Source organism: Salipaludibacillus sp. CF4.18 (assembly GCF_051262595.1).
GTDB lineage: Bacteria > Bacillota > Bacilli > Bacillales > Salisediminibacteriaceae > Salipaludibacillus > Salipaludibacillus neizhouensis.
Genome location: NZ_JBIMEV010000021.1, coordinates 1 through 22,665 on the forward strand (window position 1 = coordinate 1; position 22,665 = coordinate 22,665).

The following is a 22,665-nucleotide window of genomic DNA, read 5'->3' on the forward strand; positions in this document are numbered from 1 at the left end:
CTCCACTTCCGTACTAGAAAAACAAATGTACCGTACCTCCCTCTGTATCCTGCGATGCAACCAATATTGGGAGCAGTCCAGAAGAATACAATAAATGAACAAAGGATTCGGACTTTTGTTGTCGAAAGAATACACTTTTGTCACAATCTAGCAAGTCGCATGAGATGACAATCACGAGAAATGAATGGTTCAATATAGTGAATTTTATACTTTTAATCCAATCCCATATCGATAGCTTTCTATCCCCCACTACATCATAACGGAGGTCATTTAACATGATTGATAACGTTTACAAGGACTACAAGATTACAAAAAATACACAAGCCTTGCTTCCATCCTATCGCTCGGACTCCTCTACATTAGTTTTTGAAACCGGGCTAAAAATCTATGTTAAACAAAATCCACTGGAAATTATCAAAGCTGCGTGTTTAGATGGATTCTCCACCTATGAAGGTCGAAGAGAAGCTGCCATCTATCGAATGGGTGCCAAACGAAAAGTTCCAATTGCCATTTGTCCAACGCAGGATATTTACGCATTTCCGAGTCTTTCCCCAACGAACTTTCATTGCCACTGGCTTTTCTTCGATCACATCCAAGACTTCACCTCACCTAAGAACGAATCTCGTCAAACCATCGTCACCTTCAAGAATAACAGGAAACTTCTCTTATCAGTATCACCATCGGTCTTAGAAAAACAAATGTACCGCACTTCCCTATGCATCTTGCGATGCAGTCAGCATGGGCAGCAGTCAAGGGGAGTTCAGTATAATCTTTTAACAGAGTACTCCGTTAATTCCGACTACTCACCCACCATTGCATTCAATAGTTTATCTAACCCCGAATAAAATACCCGGGGTTAAATAAGATAGGCAAATGAAGCAGAGAACCGTCCCTTCGCTTCCTTATACTAGTATTTCTACTCTCTCAACACTTACTCTACCCATAGAGTGATACTCTATGTTTGCTTCTTTGACTGTATCTAAGTCAAAGCAGTTACGTCCGTCGAATAGTGTCTTTGAAGTGGTGTGATCCTTAATTAACGAAAGATCTAGTGCTTTTACTTCGTCCCATTCTGTCAGAATGAAAACTATGTCTGAACCCTTTACTGCTTCTTCTACAGAAGATGCGTATTCGACTGCTCCTGGTAGGATACGTCTGGCATTATCTATTGCAATTGGATCGTATCCGACAACGGAAGCGCCTGATTCTATTAATCTTTGGCTTACAGCAATTGAAGGTGCTTCTCGCATGTCATCTGTATTTGGTTTGAAAGCAAGGCCTAATAATGCTACGCGCTTACCTTCGAGAGAACCAAACCTTTTTTCGGCTTTATCAACTAAAGATGTCTGTTGTTTTTCATTAGTATGAATTACAGCTTGTAAAAGGTTAAAGTCATAATCTACAGCCTTGGCAATCTTGACAAGTGCGCTTGTGTCTTTAGGGAAACAAGAACCGCCATAACCAATACCAGGTCTCAAGAAATGCTTCCCGATTCTATCATCTAGACCAATGCCTTTTGCAACGTCTACGATATTCGCACCTAGTCGTTCACAAAGGTTTGAGATTTCATTAATGTACGTAATTTTAGTTGCTAGAAAAGCATTTGCTGCATACTTAATCATTTCCGCACTTCGTACATCGGTTTTATAAATATGAATACCAAAAGGTTTATTAATTTCCTCTAGGAGAGTTGCTGCCTTTTCAGAATCAGACCCTATAACGATACGATCGCCATTAAATGCATCATATATAGCGGAACCCTCACGTAAAAATTCTGGATTTGAAACGATCTCTACCTTTACATCATTGACTAATTGATCGTTAACCAAGCCTAAGATGTAATCATTTGTGCCGACGGGAACCGTACTCTTTGTTACTACTGTAATACCAGAGGTGATATTCTTTGCAATGTCTTTCGCTACTGATTCTATGAAGCGAAGATCCGCAGTTCCATCCTCTAGTTCTGGTGTTCCTACTGCGATATAGGCAACGTCCTTCCCAACAAAACCTTCTTGATGAATTGTCGTAAAATGAAGGCGTCCTGCTTCAATATTTCGAGTCATCATCTCATCTAGACCTGGCTCGTAAATCGGTGATTCTCCTTTTTGCATCCGAGCCACTTTTGCTTCATCTATATCTATACAAGTAACATGATGACCTATCTCAGATAAAGCAACACCAGTGACTAATCCTACATACCCTGTGCCTACTACTGCAATTTTTTTCATGATTGACCTTCCCTTTCTAAATGTTTTCCGTAATTGACTCCAGATAATCCAACACATCTTTTTTCAAGTCATCTCTTTGCAAAGCAAAGTCTACCGTTGCTTTAACAAATCCAAGCTTATCGCCTACATCGTAACGGTCTCCGGTAAATTCATATGCTAGGACAACTTGTTCTTCGTTCAACTTCGTAATTGCATCTGTTAATTGAATTTCATTTCCTGATCCTGGAGCTAATTCATCTAGAATCTGAAAGATCTCCGGACGTAACACATAACGACCCACGACCGCATAGTTAGAAGGAGAGTCTTCCTGTTTTGGTTTTTCAACTAAACCATTAATCTGAATAACTCCATTATCAATATCAGTAGATTTTGGTGAGACAATACCATACTTAGAAACATCCTCATCAGGAACGGGCTGCACCCCAACAACGGATGAATTATAGCGTTCAAACACATCAATTAGCTGCTTTAAGCAAGGCGTTTCTGATTGAACAATATCATCACCCAGTAATACAGCAAACGGTTCATCACCAATGAAATGTTTCGCGCAGCCAATGGCATGTCCAAGTCCACGAGGCTCTTTTTGGCGGATATAATGAATGTTCGCCATGCTGGAAATCCCTTTAATCTCTTCTAAGATAGCAAACTTCTCTTTCTTTAATAACGTTTCTTCTAACTCATATGACTTATCAAAGTGATCCTCAATCGCACGCTTTCCTCGTCCACTTATGATAATGATATCTTCGATTCCAGAAGCAATCGCTTCTTCGACGATGTACTGAATCGTTGGTTTATCTACAATTGGGAGCATTTCTTTCGGCTGTGCTTTCGTCGCCGGCAAGAATCTAGTCCCAAGCCCAGCCGCAGGAATAATCGCTTTTCTTACTTTCATTTCCTTTCACTCCTTAACATGTTAAATAACCCTCTCATTAGCGAGAGGGTTTTGTCGCTGCTAATTCGTTCACCTTGTAATATTCTTTGTACCAGTCTACAAACTTCTTTAGACCTTCATCTATCGAAGTAGTAGGTTTAAATCCTGTGTCTCGTTGTAAATCATCGATATCCGCAAAAGTAGCTTTTACATCGCCTGCTTGCATCGGTAAAAACTCCTTCTTTGCTTCGATACCAAGATGCTTTTCTAATGTTTGAATAAAATCCATCAGTTTCACTGGTTGGTTGTTCCCAATGTTATAGAGTTTATATGGTGCATAGCTAGAACTTGGATTCGGATACTCCCGATCCCAAGAATCATTAGGTTCTGGAGGCTTGTCCAATAAACGAGTAATACCATCGACAATATCATCAATATACGTGAAGTCTCGCATCATTTCACCATTATTAAATATCTTAATCGTTTTACCTTCTACTATATTCTTTGTAAAAGAGTAATACGCCATATCCGGACGACCATGAGTTCCATATACAGTAAAAAAGCGCAACCCTGTCGTTGGAATGTTATATAAATGACTATAAGAGTGTGCTAGTAATTCGTTAGATTTCTTCGTTGCTGCATATAAACTAACAGGATGATTAACCTCATCCGAAGTAGAAAATGGCATCTTCACATTTGCCCCATAGACTGAACTTGATGAAGCATATATCAAATGTTTTATTTTATTATGGCGACAAGCTTCTAATAGGTTTGTAAAACCAAGTATATTTGAATTAATATACGCTAGAGGATTATCTAAGCTGTAACGAACACCAGCTTGAGCTGCAAGATTAATAACAACCTCTATATCTTCCAGATCAAAACAACGATTCAAAGCTTCTTGATCAGCTAGATCTTCTTCATAAAAATTAAAAGAACCGAAGGGACGAAGAACCTCTAATCGATCCCGTTTTAACTGCACATCATAATAATCATTGACACAGTCATAGCCAATCACAATATGACCTTCTTCTAACAATCTCTTTGATAAGTGCATGCCGACAAAACCAGCCGCACCAGTGACTAATATATTCATACATTTGCTCCTTTACTTTTATAATCTTGTAAAAAAGAGCCTACCACTTACCCAAACACAGCTATTCGACATATTTCGGGAAGTGACAGGCCCCAGGTCTATACACCTGCTACTAACCCGACATAGCCTGTTCCTGCTATTGCTATTTTGTACATAGTACACTTCCTTTACTTATTGAATTCGTAATATGTTTACTTTGTTATTTATTTTTCAAAGGTTTAAAGATCATATTGATTGCTTATTCCTCTTAAAACCAAACATGCTATTATATACTCTAAATAGAATAAAAACTATCGTATTGGAAATAATGGGGATTGCAACTTTACTATCATTTAGTTTGTCGAACAAAAATGGAAATTTTATATTGGTGGATGTGCATGTGCCTCATAGACAAAATGTTTTTTTATCATTCGGCTTTGGATTTGCTTCCTACTTTTCGGGTTTAACCTAACCGCTGGTTTATCCTCTCTTGGAGGAGCTTGGTACCTATCTTGAAGTAAGTACCATAAATACTACTGTATCATAAGTACTGAATCCTTCTGTTTTGCTTATAATAAAGCGGTTTCTCGCACTTTTCTATAAGGTTAAAATTCACTAATTATTATTTTGCTTCGAAAAAATGCATCCAGAATATCTATTCAGCAATTTTGAATCCTCTTTAATCATAAAATAATTTGCTAGTCGTAACCTATGAGTCAAAAAACAAAGTTTATGAATATTCTAGTTAAAATTTTCTTTATTCACAGTTTATTCTTTTTATCATCTTTGATGGTATACCTGCATATACGCTGTTTTCTTCAACACTTTCTAAAACAACACTATTTGCACCAATTATAGAACCATTCCCAATTAACACACTCCCGATAATTTGTGCACCAGCAAAAATGGTTACGTTATTTCCTATTACCGGATAATCATGAGAAGAATTAATATTCCCCATCTTTTTCCCTAATGTAACATTTTGATAAAGTGTTACATTATCTCCTATTACTACACCGTCTCCTATGACAATACTAGTAGGATGAGGCATTTTTAATCTTTTTCCTATTTTACTATTGTGTCCAACAGAAATTCCATATTTTCTAATTAAATTATTTTCTAGAATTAAAGAAATCAGCTTATACTTTTTTAATTTTATTCGTAAATAACACAATGCAACTGAATTTTCTGTTGGTAATATTATTTTATAAAGTAGCTTTTTTATCATCTATTTTCTTCATCCTTTCCCTTTGAATGGATTAACTCTCTATGAACTCTGATTACTTCATCTACCCTGTCCCTAACTTCATGTCCATCAGAAATCAATCTCCTATAACCTTTTCTGCCTATTTTTTTTCTCTCTTTGTCATGTTTTAAATAATATTCTATCTTTTGCATAAATTCATGTATATCCCTGAAATACTCAGCTTCTTCGCCTTCTTTAAACATTTTACTCAAGTCTTCTGTGAATTCTGCTAGCATAAAGGTTTTAGTTGCAGGGATTTCAAAACATCGCCTAGTGTAAGTATCCTTATTTAACTTAGATAAGAATACTAAAGCGATTTTCGCACTATTAATTGCTAAATTATAATCTTCTTGAAGGTGTTTAATTTCCCCAAGATTTTGTATAAGAAAATCATAGTATTTTGAATTTTCCCAACCACTTCCATATAGTTTGACATTGTAGCCTTTTATAAGTAATTCTTTTAGGTATCCATCCCGACCATCTTTTTCAAAGTGACCTATAAAAGATATATCACACTGATATTGACTATCTAGGATTGATTCATCTATAAAATAGTTTTTTTCTCTTAAATAATAAGACCTAAGAATACCTAAATTATCAACACCAATTCTCTTATATTCCTCTATATTCGAATGTCTGTATGCAAAAACGTAATCACAATAAGATACCCCCCCGAAGTAGTTCTCCCAAAAGTAATTCTTATATTCAGATGAAAACGGATTATCGTTATTATATGCAAAGATTTTAATATTCTTGGATTTTATATATTTAAGTACTGAAGGTCTTATAAATCTATCTCTATATAAGAAAACTAAATCAGGCATTTCACTTTTTATTAAGCTTTTCAAATCATAATTCATTTGATAAATTATTGGCCCCTTATTATATTTGCACTGAAACAAATACCATAAATCTTGAATTTCTCTTTTCTTCTTTCCAGTACCTACGAGGTTGGGTTTACTTTTAAAGTAACAATCCGTATCAAACTTTATTACATCAGTTGTTTTATCCTGGAAAGCTTTATAAAATGATTTAGCATATATTTCCCAATAAAAATCTCCAACTATTAAAATTTTCATGGATATTCCTCACTTCAACTTGACTATATTTTCATTCTTAAATGATAATTTACCTAATCCGATATAATGTTGAGGTATCATTTGAATGATAACCTTGAATGTTACTAAGGATTACTGTAAAGCTGGTTATTGAGGTTGCGTACACACCATTTTTGATACTGCCTTTACAAAAGTTCCGAATAAATACTCATAGGCTGTGGCACGTTACTTAATCACCTTTAACATTCTTCCTTCCTTTTCTCAATTTTGATCTTTGGTTCCGGACAGGAATCTACAGGACGATGCGCTATTACATGAAACCTAGCATTAATTAACACATAGTTCTTTGGTGCAAGAGATAGTCACCACAATGTTGATTGGCTTATTGAATAAGTTCTACTGCTTAGCACTATCTGATATATGATTTATTTATCCTGTTTGTTCCCTAAGCTCTCTTGGGCATTTTCCTTATAAGCAGCAATGTGGATCACCTATCAACATTTCTCTTTCTTACGAACAGATGATCAAAAGTTAAAAGAGAATATTAGTCAAAAACTACAGAAAAGAAGTTGCAAAGTTAAATAGATGCTCCCAGATTTATCCTACTAAGTTTTATACTTATAATTATGAATTAAGATAAATAAAAATAGCACTGGTATAATGTAAAAGGTACTTTTAAATAATGTTATTGGACTATATGAATACCATCTAGATACTGTAACGATTACCATAATAATATAGAATTTAACATATATATTCTTAGTCCGATATGCATTATTTAGAAGAAGAGAAACATAAGCTCCAATAGCAATTACTGCAATAGCCCCTCCCCAGAAATAAAAATATGAACTTATCATGCCTCCACCGCCCATACCACCTAAGTTTCTACTGGCGATCCAAGGAACTTGTGCCTCTTCAAAAGTAAACTTTGAAGGGAAAAAAATTGAGATAACATTCCCAATAAACGATTTAATCCTAAAGGACAAATCAACAAATTCTACTCTCGTCAACTCAACAATTAATGTACCGCTATAGAAAACCTCTCCTTGATTTGACAAGAATCTGTAAGGATCGCCAAATTTGGATAGAATATCACCAATTGTTAGGTGTAAATTACCCCTTAATTCTCCGAAAAGTACCATAGCAAAAAAACCAATGGTTACATAGCCTATTAATTTAGCGGTTCTATTTGAATTCTCATAATATAGGATAAATATTAAGATTATTAATTGTAAGGTTGCTACTCTCCCCCCCAAAGCTAAATCTTTAAACATGAAACTTATAGCTGTAAAGAAAACCACCTTGGTCCGAATAGATTTTAACCCTGAAAAATAGAAAGCTACAATAAAAAATAAAAAACTATATTCCCAAATGGCCGTTCCCCCGAGACCAGAAGCACTAGTCTGTCCATATCCTCCTGCTGAAAAGATGTTTGTTCCTGTTTTACCCCATAATATAATAAACCAAATCAATAGTATAGAAATGATGAACAAAAATAAGTTATCCCTAATTTTAAAATCTATCAGTTTTTTAAAGTCAGGATTATAATTGTTTTTCGAAAAAAAATATATAGTTAATATAAATAAAAACTGATAATTTAATGTTCTACTAAAATGATGGTAAGTTTGGAACGATGGATATGCAGATATTGTATTTTCAAACAAGAAGAAAAAGACAGGAAGTATTGAATAAGACAGTAAAAAGAAATAAAACAATAATAATGGTTGAGAGTTTCTACTCTTAATAATAAGCAATATAATTATTAACACTGCATAAACCGATACAAAACTACTTACATTTTCATACGCAAGATTAATCAATAACAAAGTTAGGCCAATAAAAGCAATAAAGATTTTTATTATTATATAGCCTTCTATAGACTTTTTATTTTGGGAAATCATTATTTAAAACCCTTTCTAGTATCAATAAGCTTTATTAATTGTTCAATGCTATTCATTGAATAGGATTTATAAATAACACTTAATAGTTCAATATATGAACAAATAAAAAATTTCTGTAAGTACTTGCTCTGATAAACTTCTTTATAAATCCTTTAAATGAACAGATTCAGCACCAATTAAGCTAATTTTATGCGCATTTTCCTCCTTAAATATACAAATCTAATCCAGTTGAGTATGATGATTAAATGAATTATACATTACTAACATATCACATAAAAAAATGAATCCCACTAGACTTTAATTAGACCTTTAAATAACGACTTTTAGATAATCTGCTCAAAAGTCTTTCTAAGTCTTATTTTATACCGATGTTCTTTGACTGCTTTGTCATAGCCTTTAGCTGCAATTTCTTCTCTTATCATGTCGTTTTGTAGGTAATATCTTAATTTTCTTATCAACTCTTCTTTGTTATTATAAAAGACTATTTCTTTATCTTCTTCAAAAAGATTATTAAGCTCTTTTGTATAATTTGTAATATAAAAGGTTCCAGATAGCGGCACCTCAAAGTCCCTAAGTTTTGGGTTCATGAGTTTACTACTATAACCAATATTCGCTGTTCCTAAAACAATTTTACATGAGTTATAGAATTCATTGTTCTTAGAGACATCTAGTACTCCATTCTCCCACCCGGGGCCATAAGCTTTGATATTTAAACCATTTTCTTCCAAAAAACTAACTAACTCTTTCCTAACCCCGTAATTTCTTCCAATAAAACCAACATCATATTTCTTTTTAATGTTTTTAGCAGGAAAATATACTTCTTCATCACTCGCTAATGGAAAATATATAGCTGGAATATTTTCTTTTAAATACCATTCAACACACTCCGGAGTAGTAACAAGTACTAAATCAACAATTTCATTTAATCCTGCTATACCCCTTTCAAAGCCATTTTCCATGCCCAACTTATAAGATAATCTCTCATCCATACCAATATTTATTATCTTAAAGCCATAAATTTCTTTCAACTTTTTCATTTTCGCCGTATTAATGTTAAATCCAAATGATTGCATCATTAAAATATCAGGAATCCAATTCTCCTCTCTTTTATATTTACTAAATAGTTCACACATCAAATCAAGATTTTGGTCTCTCGCTCTCCCCCGTGAATATTGACCGTAACTACCATCTCGTTTGTAAAATAATTTCAAATTGCACATACTTGTTAGAGCTTGAATGAAGCCCCCAAAATCCTGAAGAGGATCTCCTCCTAAATAAAATATTTTTAAATCCTTTTTATTAATATCAGTCCAACCTCTACTTTTTAATAAATCATCGTTGTCATTATCCAAATCCTTTTTCTTATAATAATTAAAAGTTTTTTCGTATTCTTTTTCTACTTGATTTGCTTTTATATGTTTGTTAATATTCCAAATTAACTTGTTTTTTAATAGTAAGTCTTTAAGCACTTTTATCTTCTCCTCTAATATGCCTGTATGAAATATACAATACAATAATTGCATAAACCACCTGACCTAATATGTGATTATATATTGCACCTATAAAACCATAATAATTTATTATAAAAAAGCCGACAATTGCGGGAAGCAATCCAGATATTATTGAAGGTAATAACAATAGCTTTGTGTTTCCACTCCTATATATCTCAAATGTAGAAAGCATTGCAACAATATAAATTGATGAGGAAAGAGTTACAAATGGTATATATGAAGAAATATCTAAATATTTATTATCAGCTAAGATTACGACTAAATAATCACTAGTAAAGGCTACGATAACGGTATATAATAATAAAAAAAATCCTACTATCATTAAATACCTTTTATAAAACGAATAGCTTGTTTTAGTATTTTTAGAAAATATATATGGCATAAAAAAGTTGTTTACAATTCCATACAATGCGCTAGGTAAAAAGTAAGATAATGATATTAAAATTGTAAATTTTGCAACCGTTTCTGGATTAAGGTAATAATCCAAATACCATCTATTAATCATATTATGAAGCCATCCAAAAACAGCCCATATAACTAATGGATATGAAAAAAGAAAAATCTCTTTATACAAATGCTTGATTTTATTTAATTTCAGATAACCAAAAATTGTATCAAACTTTTTATAAGAAGTTAAAATTAAAATAGTATTCCCTAGCGTAAAAATTATTAATACATTATTTATAGTAAAGTAATCTAAATATCCTAAATATAATAACAATAACGCTCTAAATATTAAATCAAATAATCTTAAAAGCAAGACCCTAAATCGATTTCTAGATGCATTATCCATCACCACAAGGCTATTCTTTAATATTTCGGTAAATGTAAATAATATAAAATAAACAAAAAATGTCCATAGAATTGTATTAGTAAAAACAGTACTAGTCGCGATTCCCAAAATAATAAAGTAAACAAAAAATAGAATTAAATAAACTATATAGATATTATTAGTAAAATAATATCTTTCATGTGAATTGATTTTATTGTATGTTAACTTCGCTATACCTTGATCGAATGCGGTAAAAGGGAACATCGATATAAAGACATAAATGGATAATAATAATGCCCAATTTCCATATTCTAATTTACTAAAGTTAACTGCCAGAAGTTTATTTTGAATAACTAACTGCGAGATTAATACGATCTGTGAAGATGCACTTAACACTATTTCTTTTTTATTCTTAATTAAGAATATTCCTTTGATTATGTTTTTCATTGAGTTAATTACCTTCAAGGATGTTAAATACCCTCCTAACAAACTCATCTTCAGTGAAACTTTGGTTAAAGTAATTATAGTTTTTCATCATAGCTTCTTTGTTTAAGGTCTGGTTTTTTATCCCATCAATTATTGAAAAGTAATCTTTATGATCACAGCTATAGCCATTTATACCATCTGAAAAGATATCCCTTATCCCTCCGACACTTTTATCCGTGATAACGGAACAAGCGTTAGCGTATGCTTCTAAAATTGAGATAGGTTGCCCTTCGTCTTTTGAAGGTAAAATAAATATATCACTTTTTAAAAGTAACTCCTTCTTTGTAATACCATCCACAACCCCGTTATAAATTATTTTCCCTGGGTATTTATTTAAATATTCCATTATTTCAACCTCTATTTTAGGTTCTATTTTCCCCGCTAAATTAATAACAATTTCCTTTTCACTAAAAGATTCTGAGGCTTTTAATAAAGTTAACACACCTTTATCTTGCATTAAGTTACTGAGAAACAAAACATTTTGTTTTTTCTTGTTAGTCGCACCTTTTATCTTTGCCTCTATGTCTTTTAAACTAGCAACAAATCTATCTTCAACACCATTCTCACATATAAATATTTTATCTTTTGGAACCAATTCATCAACCATAAATCTTAATGAATCTCCTAACACAATAATACCTTTAGCCCTTTTAAGGAAAAATTTAATAAGAAATTGTTTTAATTTGGACTGTATATCATACATTTCTCTAAATTTACTTCCATGTATATGCAGATAAACGAAACTTTTTTTGAATATTGCAACTAGCATATATGGAATGAATCTTGCAAAACCATAAAAGCTTTGTCCAGGTGTTATATATATATAATTATATTGATTTGTTGATAGAGTATATATTTCTTTAAACATATACTTAAGTATTTTTATAAGTTTCAGCAACCTAAATTTCCCTTGATTCTCTTTATTGTCGAATTCTACATCTTTTAATGTATCAATAAATTCCACATGATATATAGAATTCAAGCCATCTAACAGCATCTTATTAGCAACAGTCATTCCGTTTATTTGTTTTGTAAATGGACCTATTATTAATATTTTTTTCATTGATAAATCCCCGCAATATAGTAAGTAATTGTCAAAATTTCTAGATTGAAATAAGTAAATAATTCTTTTTACTTAGAGCGTTATTAAAAGGAATACCAGCCCTTTTGATAAATAGTAAACTTCCATGTAATCTAACCATTACGTTTGAGGATATTACTTCCTCCAAACAATCCTATTCACATAATCCGTATAAGAAAGTATTATTCTTAATACTTTATCCGATACGTTCGGCATACTATAATCTCTAACAAGTCTTAATATATCTCCATCTTGTGTTTCTAATATCTCTAATCCTTGCAATATTCTTTCGTTTTCTAATCCCACCATCATCACCGATGCCTCTTCCATTGCCTCTGGTCTTTCATGAGCTTGTCTAATATTTAGTGCTCTAAAACCAAGAATCGAAGATTCTTCACTAATCGTTCCGCTGTCACTTAGGACTGCTTTAGCTCCCATCTGAAGTTTTACGTAATCATTAAAACCTAAAGGTTTCATTGTTTTTACTAATGAATTAAATTCTATACCTTTAGCATTTATCATATTTTTAGTTCTAGGATGTGTACTTATAATTACAGGGAAATTATACTTTTCAGCAATCGCATTTAAACTATCGACCAAATCTAAAAAATTTGTTTCTGAACTAATATTTTCTTCTCTGTGAGCCGATACAATAAAGTATTTACCTTCTTCAAGTTCTAATCTGTCCAAAACATCTGATTTTTCAATATCTTTTTTTCTTGATTCGAGAACTTCAAACATTGGGCTTCCAGTCTTAATAATTCTATCTGCACGCAGTCCTTCTCGTAACAAATATTCTCTTGCAATATCGCTATAAGTTAAGTTGATATCTGCAGTATGATCAACAATTTTCCGGTTGGTTTCTTCTGGAACTCTTTGGTCAAAGCATCTATTTCCGGCTTCCATGTGGAATATAGGAATCTGCCTTCTTTTTGCTGCGATCGCACATAAACAACTATTTGTATCACCTAGTACTAAGAAAGCATCTGGTTTAACTTCTTCCATAACAGGATCAATTTTTACTAGGATATTTCCTATCGTTTCTACCGCTGTTCCAGTAGCTGAATTAAGAAAATAATCTGGCTTTCTTAAATGAAAGTCATTAAAAAACACTTCATTTAATTCATAATCATAATTTTGTCCCGTATGAACAAGCGTATGTTCTATTGCACTTGATTCTTCTAATTTATTAATAACAGCTGACAATCTGATAATCTCTGGTCTTGTACCAACGACTGTCATGACTTTTAATTTCTTCATTCATTATACCTCCAAGTAGTATGTATCGGGCTTCTCAGGATCAAAATGCTCATTCGCCCACATAACCGTGACCATATCCATATCTCCAATATTTTCAATATTGTGTGTGTAGCCAGTTGGTATATCTACTACTTCCATCTTGTCTCCACTTACAAAATATTCAATAGTGTCATCAGTGCCAATCTTTCTAAAACGAATAACTCCTTTTCCACTTACGACAAGGAATTTCTCGTTTTTTGTGTGATGCCAGTGGTTCCCTTTTGTTATTCCGGGTTTAGATACATTAACAGAAACTTGCCCTCTTTCCGGAGTCTTAATAAACTCTGTGAAAGAGCCTCTTTGATCTACATTCATTTTTAGATCATAACTGAATTGATCTTCAGGTAAATAGCTTAAATAAGTACTATATAAGTTTTTTGTTAATGGATCAGACATATTAGGAATAGATCGTTCTTCTCGGCTTTTTTTGAATGTATAAATCAAATCAACGACTTCTCCAAGTGTAATCGTGTGATCTACTGGAACTTCACAAAACTCTCCAACAATGTTTTCAATACCGTTCACAGCATTCATCAATTCCTCCACTACATCATCTATATAAACTAAGTTCATTACAACACTAGGATCATTCACTTTGATTGGTAAATCATGAGATATGTTATGACAGAAAGTCGCTACTGCACTGTTATAATTCGGTTTACACCATTTCCCAAATACATTAGGAATACGGTAAACGAGTACCTTGCTACCTGTTTCTTTACTGTATTGGAAAAGTAATTCTTCCCCCGCTTTTTTACTGATTCCATATGGATTATCTAATTCAGCTTGGGTAGAAGATGAGATCATTACTGGACATGTCTTTTGATGTTTTTTCAACGTTCCTAGTAGCGTTGAAGTAAAACCGTAGTTACCATCCATAAATTCAGATTGATCCTTTGGACGATTTATTCCAGCAAGATGAAACACAAAATCCGCTTCTTTACAATAATCTTCAAGTAAAGAAAAATTCGTTTCTTTACCATATTCAAAGATCTCAGTATAATCTCGGTTTCTTAATTCAGCTATCAAATTCTTGCCGATAAATCCGTTTGCACCAGTTACTAAGATCTTCATTATTGATTCCAACCTTTCAGTTCTTCTCGCACAAGGTCTAGCATTAATAATCTATCTTTCACCTGTTCAATATTTAATCTCTCCGTGTTATGAGAATTATACTCTTCTTCCGTCGATAATTGCTGATCACCCTCTACGAAATATTTATCATAGTTTAGATCTCTCTTATCTGCAGGTACTCGATAAAAACCACCTAAATCATTTGCCACTACATGTTCTTCCCTAGTGAGCAACGTTTCATATATCTTCTCCCCGTGTCGAGTGCCAATAACTTTTATTTCATTTTCTGCATTGAACAGTTCCTTGATTGCTTGTGCCAAATCACCAATAGTTGATGCAGGGGATTTTTGTACCATAATATCTCCAGCTTCGGCGTTTTCAAATGCAAATACTACAAGTTCCACTGCTTCTTCAAGACTCATCAAGAATCTTGTCATATTAGGATCCGTCACTGTAAGAGGTCGGCCATTTTTTATCTGTTCAATAAACAGTGGAATAACAGAACCTCTAGAGGCCATCACATTACCGTATCGTGTTCCACAAATTAGCGTTCTCTCCGGATCTACTGTCTGTGCTTTCGCTACAAATACTTTTTCCATCATCGCTTTGGAGATTCCCATTGCATTAATAGGATAAGCTGCTTTATCAGTAGATAAACAAATGACTTTCTTCACACCACTTTCAATAGCTCCCGTTAGAACATTATCAGTTCCTTTAACATTCGTATTTACTGCTTCCATTGGAAAGAACTCACAAGAGGGGACTTGCTTCAACGCAGCTGCATGAAAGATATAATCCACTCCATACATGGCGTTTTTCACACTAGCTAAATCTCGGACATCTCCTATATGAAACTTAAGTTTTTCACTTTTATAAATTTTACGCATATCATCTTGCTTCTTCTCATCGCGTGAAAAGATACGAATCTCTTTTATATCAGTTTCTAAAAATCGCTTCATTACAGCATTACCGAATGAACCCGTACCGCCCGTAATGAGTAGTGTTTTATTTTTAAACATTATATATCCTCCGACTTTTTTTATTGAAAGTTCTGATCCATTTTGTCCAATAGATATTTTTTATCAAAATTTCTTTCATAAAATGAACGAGCATTCTTCCCCATTGTTTTTCTATCTTCATCTTTTAAGCTCATTAAATTAATAATTGAGGTTGCTAATTCTTCTTCATCTCCAGTTTGAGTACAAAATCCTGATTTTGATGTAGCTATTATTTTTTCTGTTTCGCCACTTGCAGACGCTAAGATAGGTTTACCACAAGCTAAATATGACTGGAGTTTAGCTGGGATAGTCATATTAAATAATTCATTGTTTGCAAAACTCAAGAACGCTGCATCACTATGACTCATAAAAATAGGGATTTCCTCTGCAGGCTGTCGTTCAATAAAATTAAACATATCTATTAATTTCATTTGTTTAATATGTTCAACAAAGGTGTCTTTATATCGACCATCTCCAACAATATTGAAACGAACTTGATTTTCAAATCCTTTACTTTTTAATATCTCCGCAGCTCTAGGTAATACATCTAATCCTTGAGCAATCCCAATGTTACCAGTAAATGTAATGTTAAATCGATCGTCATTTGGTATTTCTGAACAATCTAAACCTTCAACTGGTTGATAAAAACTTTCCGCATATTGCGGCCAATACTCAACCTTTGATTTTTCTACATTCCGGTTAACAATAGCTTTAACAAAACTTTCGGAGGTTGTGAATATTTTGTCGCAATGTTTATATATATAATCAACCATTTTACCAATTAAACCAATCACCAATTTATTTTTAATTCCTGTTACTATTTCTACATTTTCCGGCCATAAATCTTGAACATATAAATAACAGGGTATCTTTCTCTTCTTCGCAAACCATACACCTGGTAATGCTTGAGTCATCGGCGAAACTTCAAAAATATATACATAGTCAGCTTTTAAACTAGTAAAAACCTTCCAAAAGAAACCTGAAACGACAAATGATAAATAATTTAAAGCTAACATAATAGCATTGTTTCCTCTTGGTATAAGAGGTAATCTAATAACTTCAACGCCATTGTATGTTTCTTTTCTTTTCTTAAAAAGCCCGTATCCTTCAAAAAATTTACCGTGTGGATAATTAGGTATACCGGTTATTACCGTAACTTTGTACCCTCTTTTTACCCACTCACTACAAATATCATTTATCCTAAATTCTTCAGGGTAGAAGTACTGTGCAATAACTAAAATATGTTTTTTCAATCCCATGTCCACCCCTTCAACTTCACTCTTCTGTGGCTATTATCGTCTCTTTCATATCTTTAACACGATAATTTTCTTTATAGTCACTAACACCTTTATCATAAACAAAATTACCAAAAACCTTATTTATAAATCCTATCTTCCCAATCATAGGTTTTAAGATTGGATTAAACACTCTTGTTAATTTAATCTTTTTCCCATGTGCTTCGGCGATCATCTTTACCATTTCACTCGTCTTCACGTATTCGCTGTTCTGCGGTAAGAAAAGCCCACTTTCTTCATTCTCAATCATCAATCGAATGAACTCGCAAAGATTATCTATATGAAGCATGCTACGTTCGTTATTAATGTTAGGAAACACAGGGAGTTTCTGAGCCGCTTTAGCAAGTTTAGGATAGTTTCCTTTTGAATCCTTTCCATATATCATCGGAGGCCTCATTATAACTACATTGAAGTTATCACTTTCTAGAGGCCTGATTCCTTCTTCTGCCTGCAGTTTACTATTACCATAAAAGTTGCTTGGCTTTGGCTCTGTATTTCTATCTATCACTCTCTTGTCGCTACTACTTTCTCCATAGACTATAATACTACTCATGAAGATGAACTGTTTAACACCTTCACTTTTTGCTTTCTCTGCTGTTTCAATTGTAAGGTCACGATTTACTTTGTAATATTGTTCTTCCATATTTGGGTCTGAAGAAACATGCGCTATCCCTGCCACATGAAACACAACATCATACTTCGAGAAGTCTTTGTTCTTCCATGAGTCTTCTCTCACACTAATAGCATCAATAGAATATTCATTAGGGTATTTTACTAACCAACCTTCTAGGCTATTTCCAATATAGCTGTTAGATCCAGTTATTAATATTTTTATCATTACTAATGATTCTCCTTACTACTAGCGACTTCTGAACCTCTCGTTCCACCTTCAACAACACCGTCATTCTTCAAAACACTTTTTATTGTACCAAAAAAGCATTTCGCATCCATTTTAAGTCCGATATTTTCTACATAATCTCCGTCTAACTTGGACTTCAATTTAATAGGAAGTTCATCTCTCCCATTAATCTGAGCCCATCCCGTTAAACCGGTTGGAACATCATTTGCCCCATATTTATCTCGTTCTTCGATAAGGTCATATTGGTTCCAAAGTGCTGGCCTAGGACCTATAATACTCATTTCACCTTTAATAATATTTATAATTTGTGGAAGTTCGTCTAAGCTCGTTTTTCTAAGAAACTTACCACTCTTCGTAATAAAAGCTTCTGGATCTTGTAATAGATGTGTTGGCATATCTTTTGGTGTATCGGATCTCATCGTTCTAAACTTCAATATATAAAAGTGTTGTTTATTGATACCTACTCGTTTTTGTTTAAAGAAAACCGGTCCTTTTGAGTCAGTTTTTATAATAATCGCAAGCAATAGAAAAAACGGCCACAATACAACCATAGCTAAAAAGGAAAGACTAAAATCTATTATTCTTTTTATTTTTAAATACATCTCTGTAACACTCCTTTTAGAAGTTGATTAGTCGCTTAATGCTTAATTGGAACCTAAACTCCACCCAACCACTAACCCACTAACTACTTATTCCATCTACTATGCATACGCACCTCGCATTTTATTTCATTATGCGTAATAGATGAAAAAATCAATATATTGTATCATTTATCATTTTCAATTATAATCCAACACTATATATTGTGGTTGTTATCCGTTTCATATAGTCACCTCGTAATATCTATTCAATCTATCAAGCAAATATAAAATAGATATTCAATACTCTATCAACTATAACCGAGTTTCTTCCTATTATATATACCATTCAATCAATCTATAATTATCAATAAAAACGTCCCAAACCCTTATCCTGCAAGGTTTCTAGCGTTATATCTAACTACGATAGTCAGTTCCGTTTATCTGTTCAATCTTTTTTTCATTTTTTGGAATCTAAAAAGCCCGGTAAATCAACGTTTTGAAAATTACAACTTCCATAATTTAGGTGAAAATAGCCCTTTTTATCTTTTTTGATTGATCAAAAAAGAGTATGAACAATAGATGAAACCCATATATTGTATATTTTATTAATTTTTTACTGAAATTGACACAATATGTTGTGGTTATCTATAAAGCATTGTGACTTCCCATCCCATATTCAATATAATGGGTATTTAACTATAATATAAGTGCAAATGTTCCGTTCCATACTCATTTCTAACCTATAAACGGAACATTTCTCTCTCTTTGACAAAGCAATGATCTTATAATCAGTCTCAATTCATTAAGTACATTTCACACTTTTATGAAGTGTTTTTGTTATTTCACCACACTCAAATGTCTCAATCGCTCCACCCTAAAATGCGCAATATCCAATACTCTTTTTCTTAGTTCATCCGCTGTCATAGAATCAAACTCTCCTACCAATTCAAACACGACCTGTATATTAACTGGCGGCGTCTTTCCTCTATATATCTGCGGATAAATCTGTTCTTCATGAACTTCATTCTTCCCTAGCAACTCTTCAAACAACTTTTCCCCAGGTCTCATGCCAGAATACTCAATCGTTATTTCTTCTTCCGAAAAACCAGAAAGACGAATCAGGTTTTTCGCTAGGTCAACAATCTTAACTGATTGTCCCATATCAAGCACAAACGTTTCTCCACCTTCAGCAATCGCACCCGCTTGAAGTACAAGCCTAGATGCTTCCGGAATGGTCATGAAATAACGTTCCATTTCAGGGTGTGTCACAGTTACCGGTCCACCATATTCAATCTGTTTCTTAAACAGTGGAATAACGCTACCCCGACTACCGAGTACATTCCCAAACCGAACGGCTACAAATTTTGTTTCACTTATTGTATCCATATATTGCACGATCATTTCCGTAATTCTTTTCGAAGCACCCATTACACTAGTAGGATTAACCGCTTTGTCTGTCGAAACCATCACGAACGAACCAACACCTGAAAAATCTGCAGCTTCAGCAACATTTTTCGTGCCAATCACATTGTTTTTGATTGCTTCATGTGGATTTCGTTCCATCAAAGGTACATGTTTATGCGCTGCTGCATGATAGATAACATGTGGCTCATGTTTCTTCATAACATTAATCATGCGTTCTTTATCCTGTACATCGGCAATTTCCGTAATTACTTCTAATTCAGGAAATGACTTTCTCAGTTCCAATTCAATACTATAAATACTATTTTCGCCATGTCCTAATAAGATCATTTTCCCAGGTTGGAAAGCACAGACTTGTCGACAAACTTCAGATCCGATCGACCCGCCTGCCCCTGTTACGAGAATGGTCTTATCCGTTAATTTCCCTGCAATTTTAACTGTATCTAACTCTACCGGCTCACGACCAAGTAAATCTTCAACTTGCACATCTCGAATCTGACTAACTTCTACTCTACCAGACATGATATCTTCTACCGATGGCATAATTTGTGTTCGCGCCTCTGTTTTAGAACATTCTTTAAAGATTCGGTTCATCGCATCTTTTGAAAGTGAAGGAATCGCAATTACAATATGCTCCACTCCTGCTTCTTCGACGATTCTATGAATATCTTTCGTTGTTCCCTGCACCGGTATCCCCATAATTTCGAGATGCTGTTTTGTCTGTGAATCATCCACAAACGCAACAGGATACAACTCCGACGTTTCACTATTGACTAATTGCCGCGCAACAAGCATCCCGCCATTGCCTGCACCAATAATTAGTGTACGTTTCTGTTTGTTTCTATCAATCATCTTTGTATCACGATAAATTCGCCATGAAAATCGTGATGCACCTATGAGTAAAATATGGAGCATCCAAGTTATGGCTAACGTTCTCACGAAAAAACCTTGAAAAGAGACCATTAATATTAACCCAACTATGATGATCGTTAATGTTACTGCTTTAAAAATTGCTGATAATTCCTGAATACTTGCATATGACCAAACGCGTTGATAAAGCTTGAAATAATATGCAAAAAGATGGTGAAACACAAATAATGCAACAGAACTTACAATAATCGCCATCGGAATCATTGGCGAAGCACTTAATAGAAAATAACTCATATAAATCGAGAAAAACACAATTAACGAATCAATAGACATCAAAGTCATTAATCTCGTTCGAAACTCCATTCCAGTTCCTCCTTGTAAAGACCACCTAGTAGTCTTTTTAAAATTCAGCGTAGACTTTCGCCGCTATCTAATTAACTTCAGAAATACTAAGAAATCCTCCGGTACTTACCGATAGATTTCTTAGTATTCCTCTTGAAACTACCACTACCATATAAATAAACTTCATATGTAAAAAGGCATCTAACCTAACCTCACTCTTCACCAATGGCAACAAAATTGCGCCTAAGGTGTTCTCAATAGAGAATGATCACCCACAGCAAAGCCGAGTTCCTTCATTGATAAGGGTATTGAAGAAATGACCCATAAGAAAACGCATGCGTCTTTTGTTAAATACATCGTAATCTTTCGCCACAATCATTTAAGTGTCAAGGGTGGGTTTTCCTTGATACGTGTGGCGTAAAGATAGCTGACAACTTATATATTCTATCTTTTTAAAAACGTTAATTATAAAAGTTTTTATACAATATTCGACACAGTTCGACCAATCCCGATCTGAATACTCGGAATATTTATCCGAACAAAAAATACTTTTCTCCAAAAACAGAGTATAAGTATTTCATCTCTTTCTTGCTATGGTTACTCTCGTTTTAAAGTAGTCACGCAAGATGTATGTATACATTGTCGCAGCGAGTGCTAGGTCTATTGGCTTCTTTAATTTCTTACTTGCTCTGCATCGATATTAAATTATTTCAAGTAACTTACTTCATTTTTAATAATTACCATAATTAAGTACAAGAATCCATCTAATTTTACCATATCCCACGAACAAAATGTGAGTATATATTGCATTGTTTATGGTAACTTTATACTTATTTACATTGGAATAGGGTTTTTAAAGAATGAACATCTCCAAAGAATACCCTTACTCAAAATAAACCCAGTATTTTCTTCTTTTTAATGTGTTTAGGCTGCTCTACCATCACATGGTCACCATCTATTAAATAGGCTGCATTTTCCTGAAAGAAATACACTCTATCTTCTCCGAGTTCTTCCCTTACTTTATTATAAGCATCCGTCAGATGAAAACTGCGATTCGTAATATTGTGTGCATCCGTAGCTAGAAAATGAGTTAAATTAGCTTCGATAAGATCCAATGAGAAACTAGCAATCTTCTTCCCAAACTTACCTGCAACACTTGCTGCCGTTACTTGTGTCAGGGCTCCATTTTTCACAAATTCATAGAGCATCTCTGGTTTCTTCATAAATACTTGGTTTCTTTCAGGATGGACAATTACCGGAATCTTCCCCGCCATTTGTATATCGTAAAAAAGCTTTTTACTAAACCTTGGAACTTCTGATGAAGGAAATTCAACAAAAAGGTACTTTGAATCATTCATGCTCAGTACCTCGCCATTCTCAAGATCTTCAATCAATTCCCCATACACTCGGCACTCCTGACCAGGACGTATCTCAAGGTTAAGCCCGTGAGTCTTTAGAACTTGATTCGCACTCTCAACAGCCGCTAGAACTGTTTGTTTCTTGTTTTCATAAGTTCCGTTCTTGTGATGAGGCGTAGCCACAATCGTCGTGATCCCATCACTCATAGCAGCCTTCGCCATGTCAAGAAGGTCACTCTCCGTTTGTGCCCCATCATCTAAGCCAGGTAAGATATGACAGTGTAAGTCGATCATATAATAAAAATTCCCTTCAGTTTTTATTAACTACAGCGTCAGCT

18 protein-coding genes are annotated in these 22,665 nt (G+C 33.7%); 1 reads left to right on the forward strand and 17 read right to left on the reverse strand.

The window, feature by feature from the left end; translation table 11 throughout:
- Nucleotides 1–275 precede the first annotated feature (275 nt).
- Nucleotides 276–845, forward strand: a complete 570-nt coding sequence (locus ACHABW_RS13660; protein ID WP_435755810.1) for a competence protein ComK — start codon at nucleotides 276–278, stop codon at nucleotides 843–845.
- Nucleotides 846–902: 57 nt separating this feature from the next.
- Here ACHABW_RS13660 and ACHABW_RS13665 read toward each other — a convergent pair whose 3' ends face one another.
- The 17 genes from ACHABW_RS13665 to ACHABW_RS13745 all read right to left on the reverse strand — a co-directional run bounded on the left by ACHABW_RS13665 (nucleotide 903) and on the right by ACHABW_RS13745 (nucleotide 22,621).
- A complete protein-coding gene (locus ACHABW_RS13665; RefSeq protein WP_435755811.1) occupies nucleotides 903–2,228 on the reverse strand; it encodes a UDP-glucose dehydrogenase family protein in 1,326 nt (441 codons plus the stop codon).
- 16 nt (nucleotides 2,229–2,244) lie between these two features.
- A complete protein-coding gene (gene galU, locus ACHABW_RS13670; RefSeq protein ID WP_435755812.1) occupies nucleotides 2,245–3,120 on the reverse strand; it encodes a UTP--glucose-1-phosphate uridylyltransferase GalU in 876 nt (291 codons plus the stop codon).
- 37 nt (nucleotides 3,121–3,157) lie between these two features.
- On the reverse strand, nucleotides 3,158–4,195 hold the full coding sequence (locus ACHABW_RS13675; protein WP_435755813.1) for an NAD-dependent epimerase: 1,038 nt from the start codon (nucleotides 4,193–4,195) through the stop codon (nucleotides 3,158–3,160).
- A 736-nt stretch (nucleotides 4,196–4,931) separates the two neighbouring features.
- Nucleotides 4,932–5,402, reverse strand: a complete 471-nt coding sequence (locus ACHABW_RS13680) for a serine O-acetyltransferase (RefSeq protein ID WP_435755814.1) — start codon at nucleotides 5,400–5,402, stop codon at nucleotides 4,932–4,934.
- The gene (locus tag ACHABW_RS13685; RefSeq protein ID WP_435755815.1) at nucleotides 5,399–6,499 is read right to left on the reverse strand and encodes a CgeB family protein; all 1,101 of its coding nucleotides are present in this window, start codon (nucleotides 6,497–6,499) and stop codon (nucleotides 5,399–5,401) included. The genes ACHABW_RS13680 and ACHABW_RS13685 overlap by 4 nt, the downstream gene beginning before the upstream one ends.
- A gap of 584 nt (nucleotides 6,500–7,083) precedes the next feature.
- A complete protein-coding gene (locus ACHABW_RS13690; protein WP_435755816.1) occupies nucleotides 7,084–8,379 on the reverse strand; it encodes a hypothetical protein in 1,296 nt (431 codons plus the stop codon).
- A gap of 323 nt (nucleotides 8,380–8,702) precedes the next feature.
- A complete protein-coding gene (locus ACHABW_RS13695) occupies nucleotides 8,703–9,848 on the reverse strand; it encodes a CgeB family protein (RefSeq protein ID WP_435755817.1) in 1,146 nt (381 codons plus the stop codon).
- Entirely contained in the window at nucleotides 9,841–11,127 is a 1,287-nt protein-coding gene (locus ACHABW_RS13700; protein WP_435755818.1) for a lipopolysaccharide biosynthesis protein, read from the reverse strand. The genes ACHABW_RS13695 and ACHABW_RS13700 overlap by 8 nt, the downstream gene beginning before the upstream one ends.
- Nucleotides 11,114–12,211 (reverse strand): glycosyltransferase family 4 protein, encoded by a 1,098-nt coding sequence (locus ACHABW_RS13705; protein ID WP_435755819.1) that lies wholly within the window; start codon nucleotides 12,209–12,211, stop codon nucleotides 11,114–11,116. The genes ACHABW_RS13700 and ACHABW_RS13705 overlap by 14 nt, the downstream gene beginning before the upstream one ends.
- Before the next feature lie 153 nt (nucleotides 12,212–12,364).
- Entirely contained in the window at nucleotides 12,365–13,489 is a 1,125-nt protein-coding gene (gene wecB, locus ACHABW_RS13710; protein ID WP_435755820.1) for a non-hydrolyzing UDP-N-acetylglucosamine 2-epimerase, read from the reverse strand.
- Nucleotides 13,490–13,492: 3 nt separating this feature from the next.
- The gene (locus ACHABW_RS13715; RefSeq protein ID WP_435755821.1) at nucleotides 13,493–14,602 is read right to left on the reverse strand and encodes a capsular polysaccharide biosynthesis protein CapF; all 1,110 of its coding nucleotides are present in this window, start codon (nucleotides 14,600–14,602) and stop codon (nucleotides 13,493–13,495) included.
- Nucleotides 14,602–15,621 (reverse strand): polysaccharide biosynthesis protein, encoded by a 1,020-nt coding sequence (locus ACHABW_RS13720; protein WP_435755822.1) that lies wholly within the window; start codon nucleotides 15,619–15,621, stop codon nucleotides 14,602–14,604. The genes ACHABW_RS13715 and ACHABW_RS13720 overlap by 1 nt, the downstream gene beginning before the upstream one ends.
- Nucleotides 15,622–15,641: 20 nt before the next feature.
- Nucleotides 15,642–16,853, reverse strand: coding sequence for a glycosyltransferase family 4 protein (locus tag ACHABW_RS13725; RefSeq protein ID WP_435755823.1), 1,212 nt, complete (start codon nucleotides 16,851–16,853; stop codon nucleotides 15,642–15,644).
- Nucleotides 16,854–16,875: 22 nt separating this feature from the next.
- Nucleotides 16,876–17,733: an NAD-dependent epimerase/dehydratase family protein gene (locus ACHABW_RS13730; RefSeq protein ID WP_435755824.1), complete on the reverse strand. Its 858-nt coding sequence runs from the start codon at nucleotides 17,731–17,733 to the stop codon at nucleotides 16,876–16,878.
- Nucleotides 17,734–17,735: 2 nt separating this feature from the next.
- Complete coding sequence (locus tag ACHABW_RS13735; RefSeq protein ID WP_435755825.1) at nucleotides 17,736–18,356, reverse strand: sugar transferase; 621 nt, start codon at nucleotides 18,354–18,356, stop codon at nucleotides 17,736–17,738.
- Between the two features lie 816 nt (nucleotides 18,357–19,172).
- Nucleotides 19,173–20,990 carry a polysaccharide biosynthesis protein gene (locus ACHABW_RS13740; protein ID WP_435755826.1) on the reverse strand — a complete coding sequence of 606 codons (1,818 nt, stop codon included), beginning with the start codon at nucleotides 20,988–20,990 and terminating at the stop codon, nucleotides 19,173–19,175.
- Nucleotides 20,991–21,856: 866 nt separating this feature from the next.
- Nucleotides 21,857–22,621 carry a tyrosine-protein phosphatase gene (locus ACHABW_RS13745; RefSeq protein ID WP_435755827.1) on the reverse strand — a complete coding sequence of 255 codons (765 nt, stop codon included), beginning with the start codon at nucleotides 22,619–22,621 and terminating at the stop codon, nucleotides 21,857–21,859.
- Nucleotides 22,622–22,665: the final 44 nt, after the last annotated feature.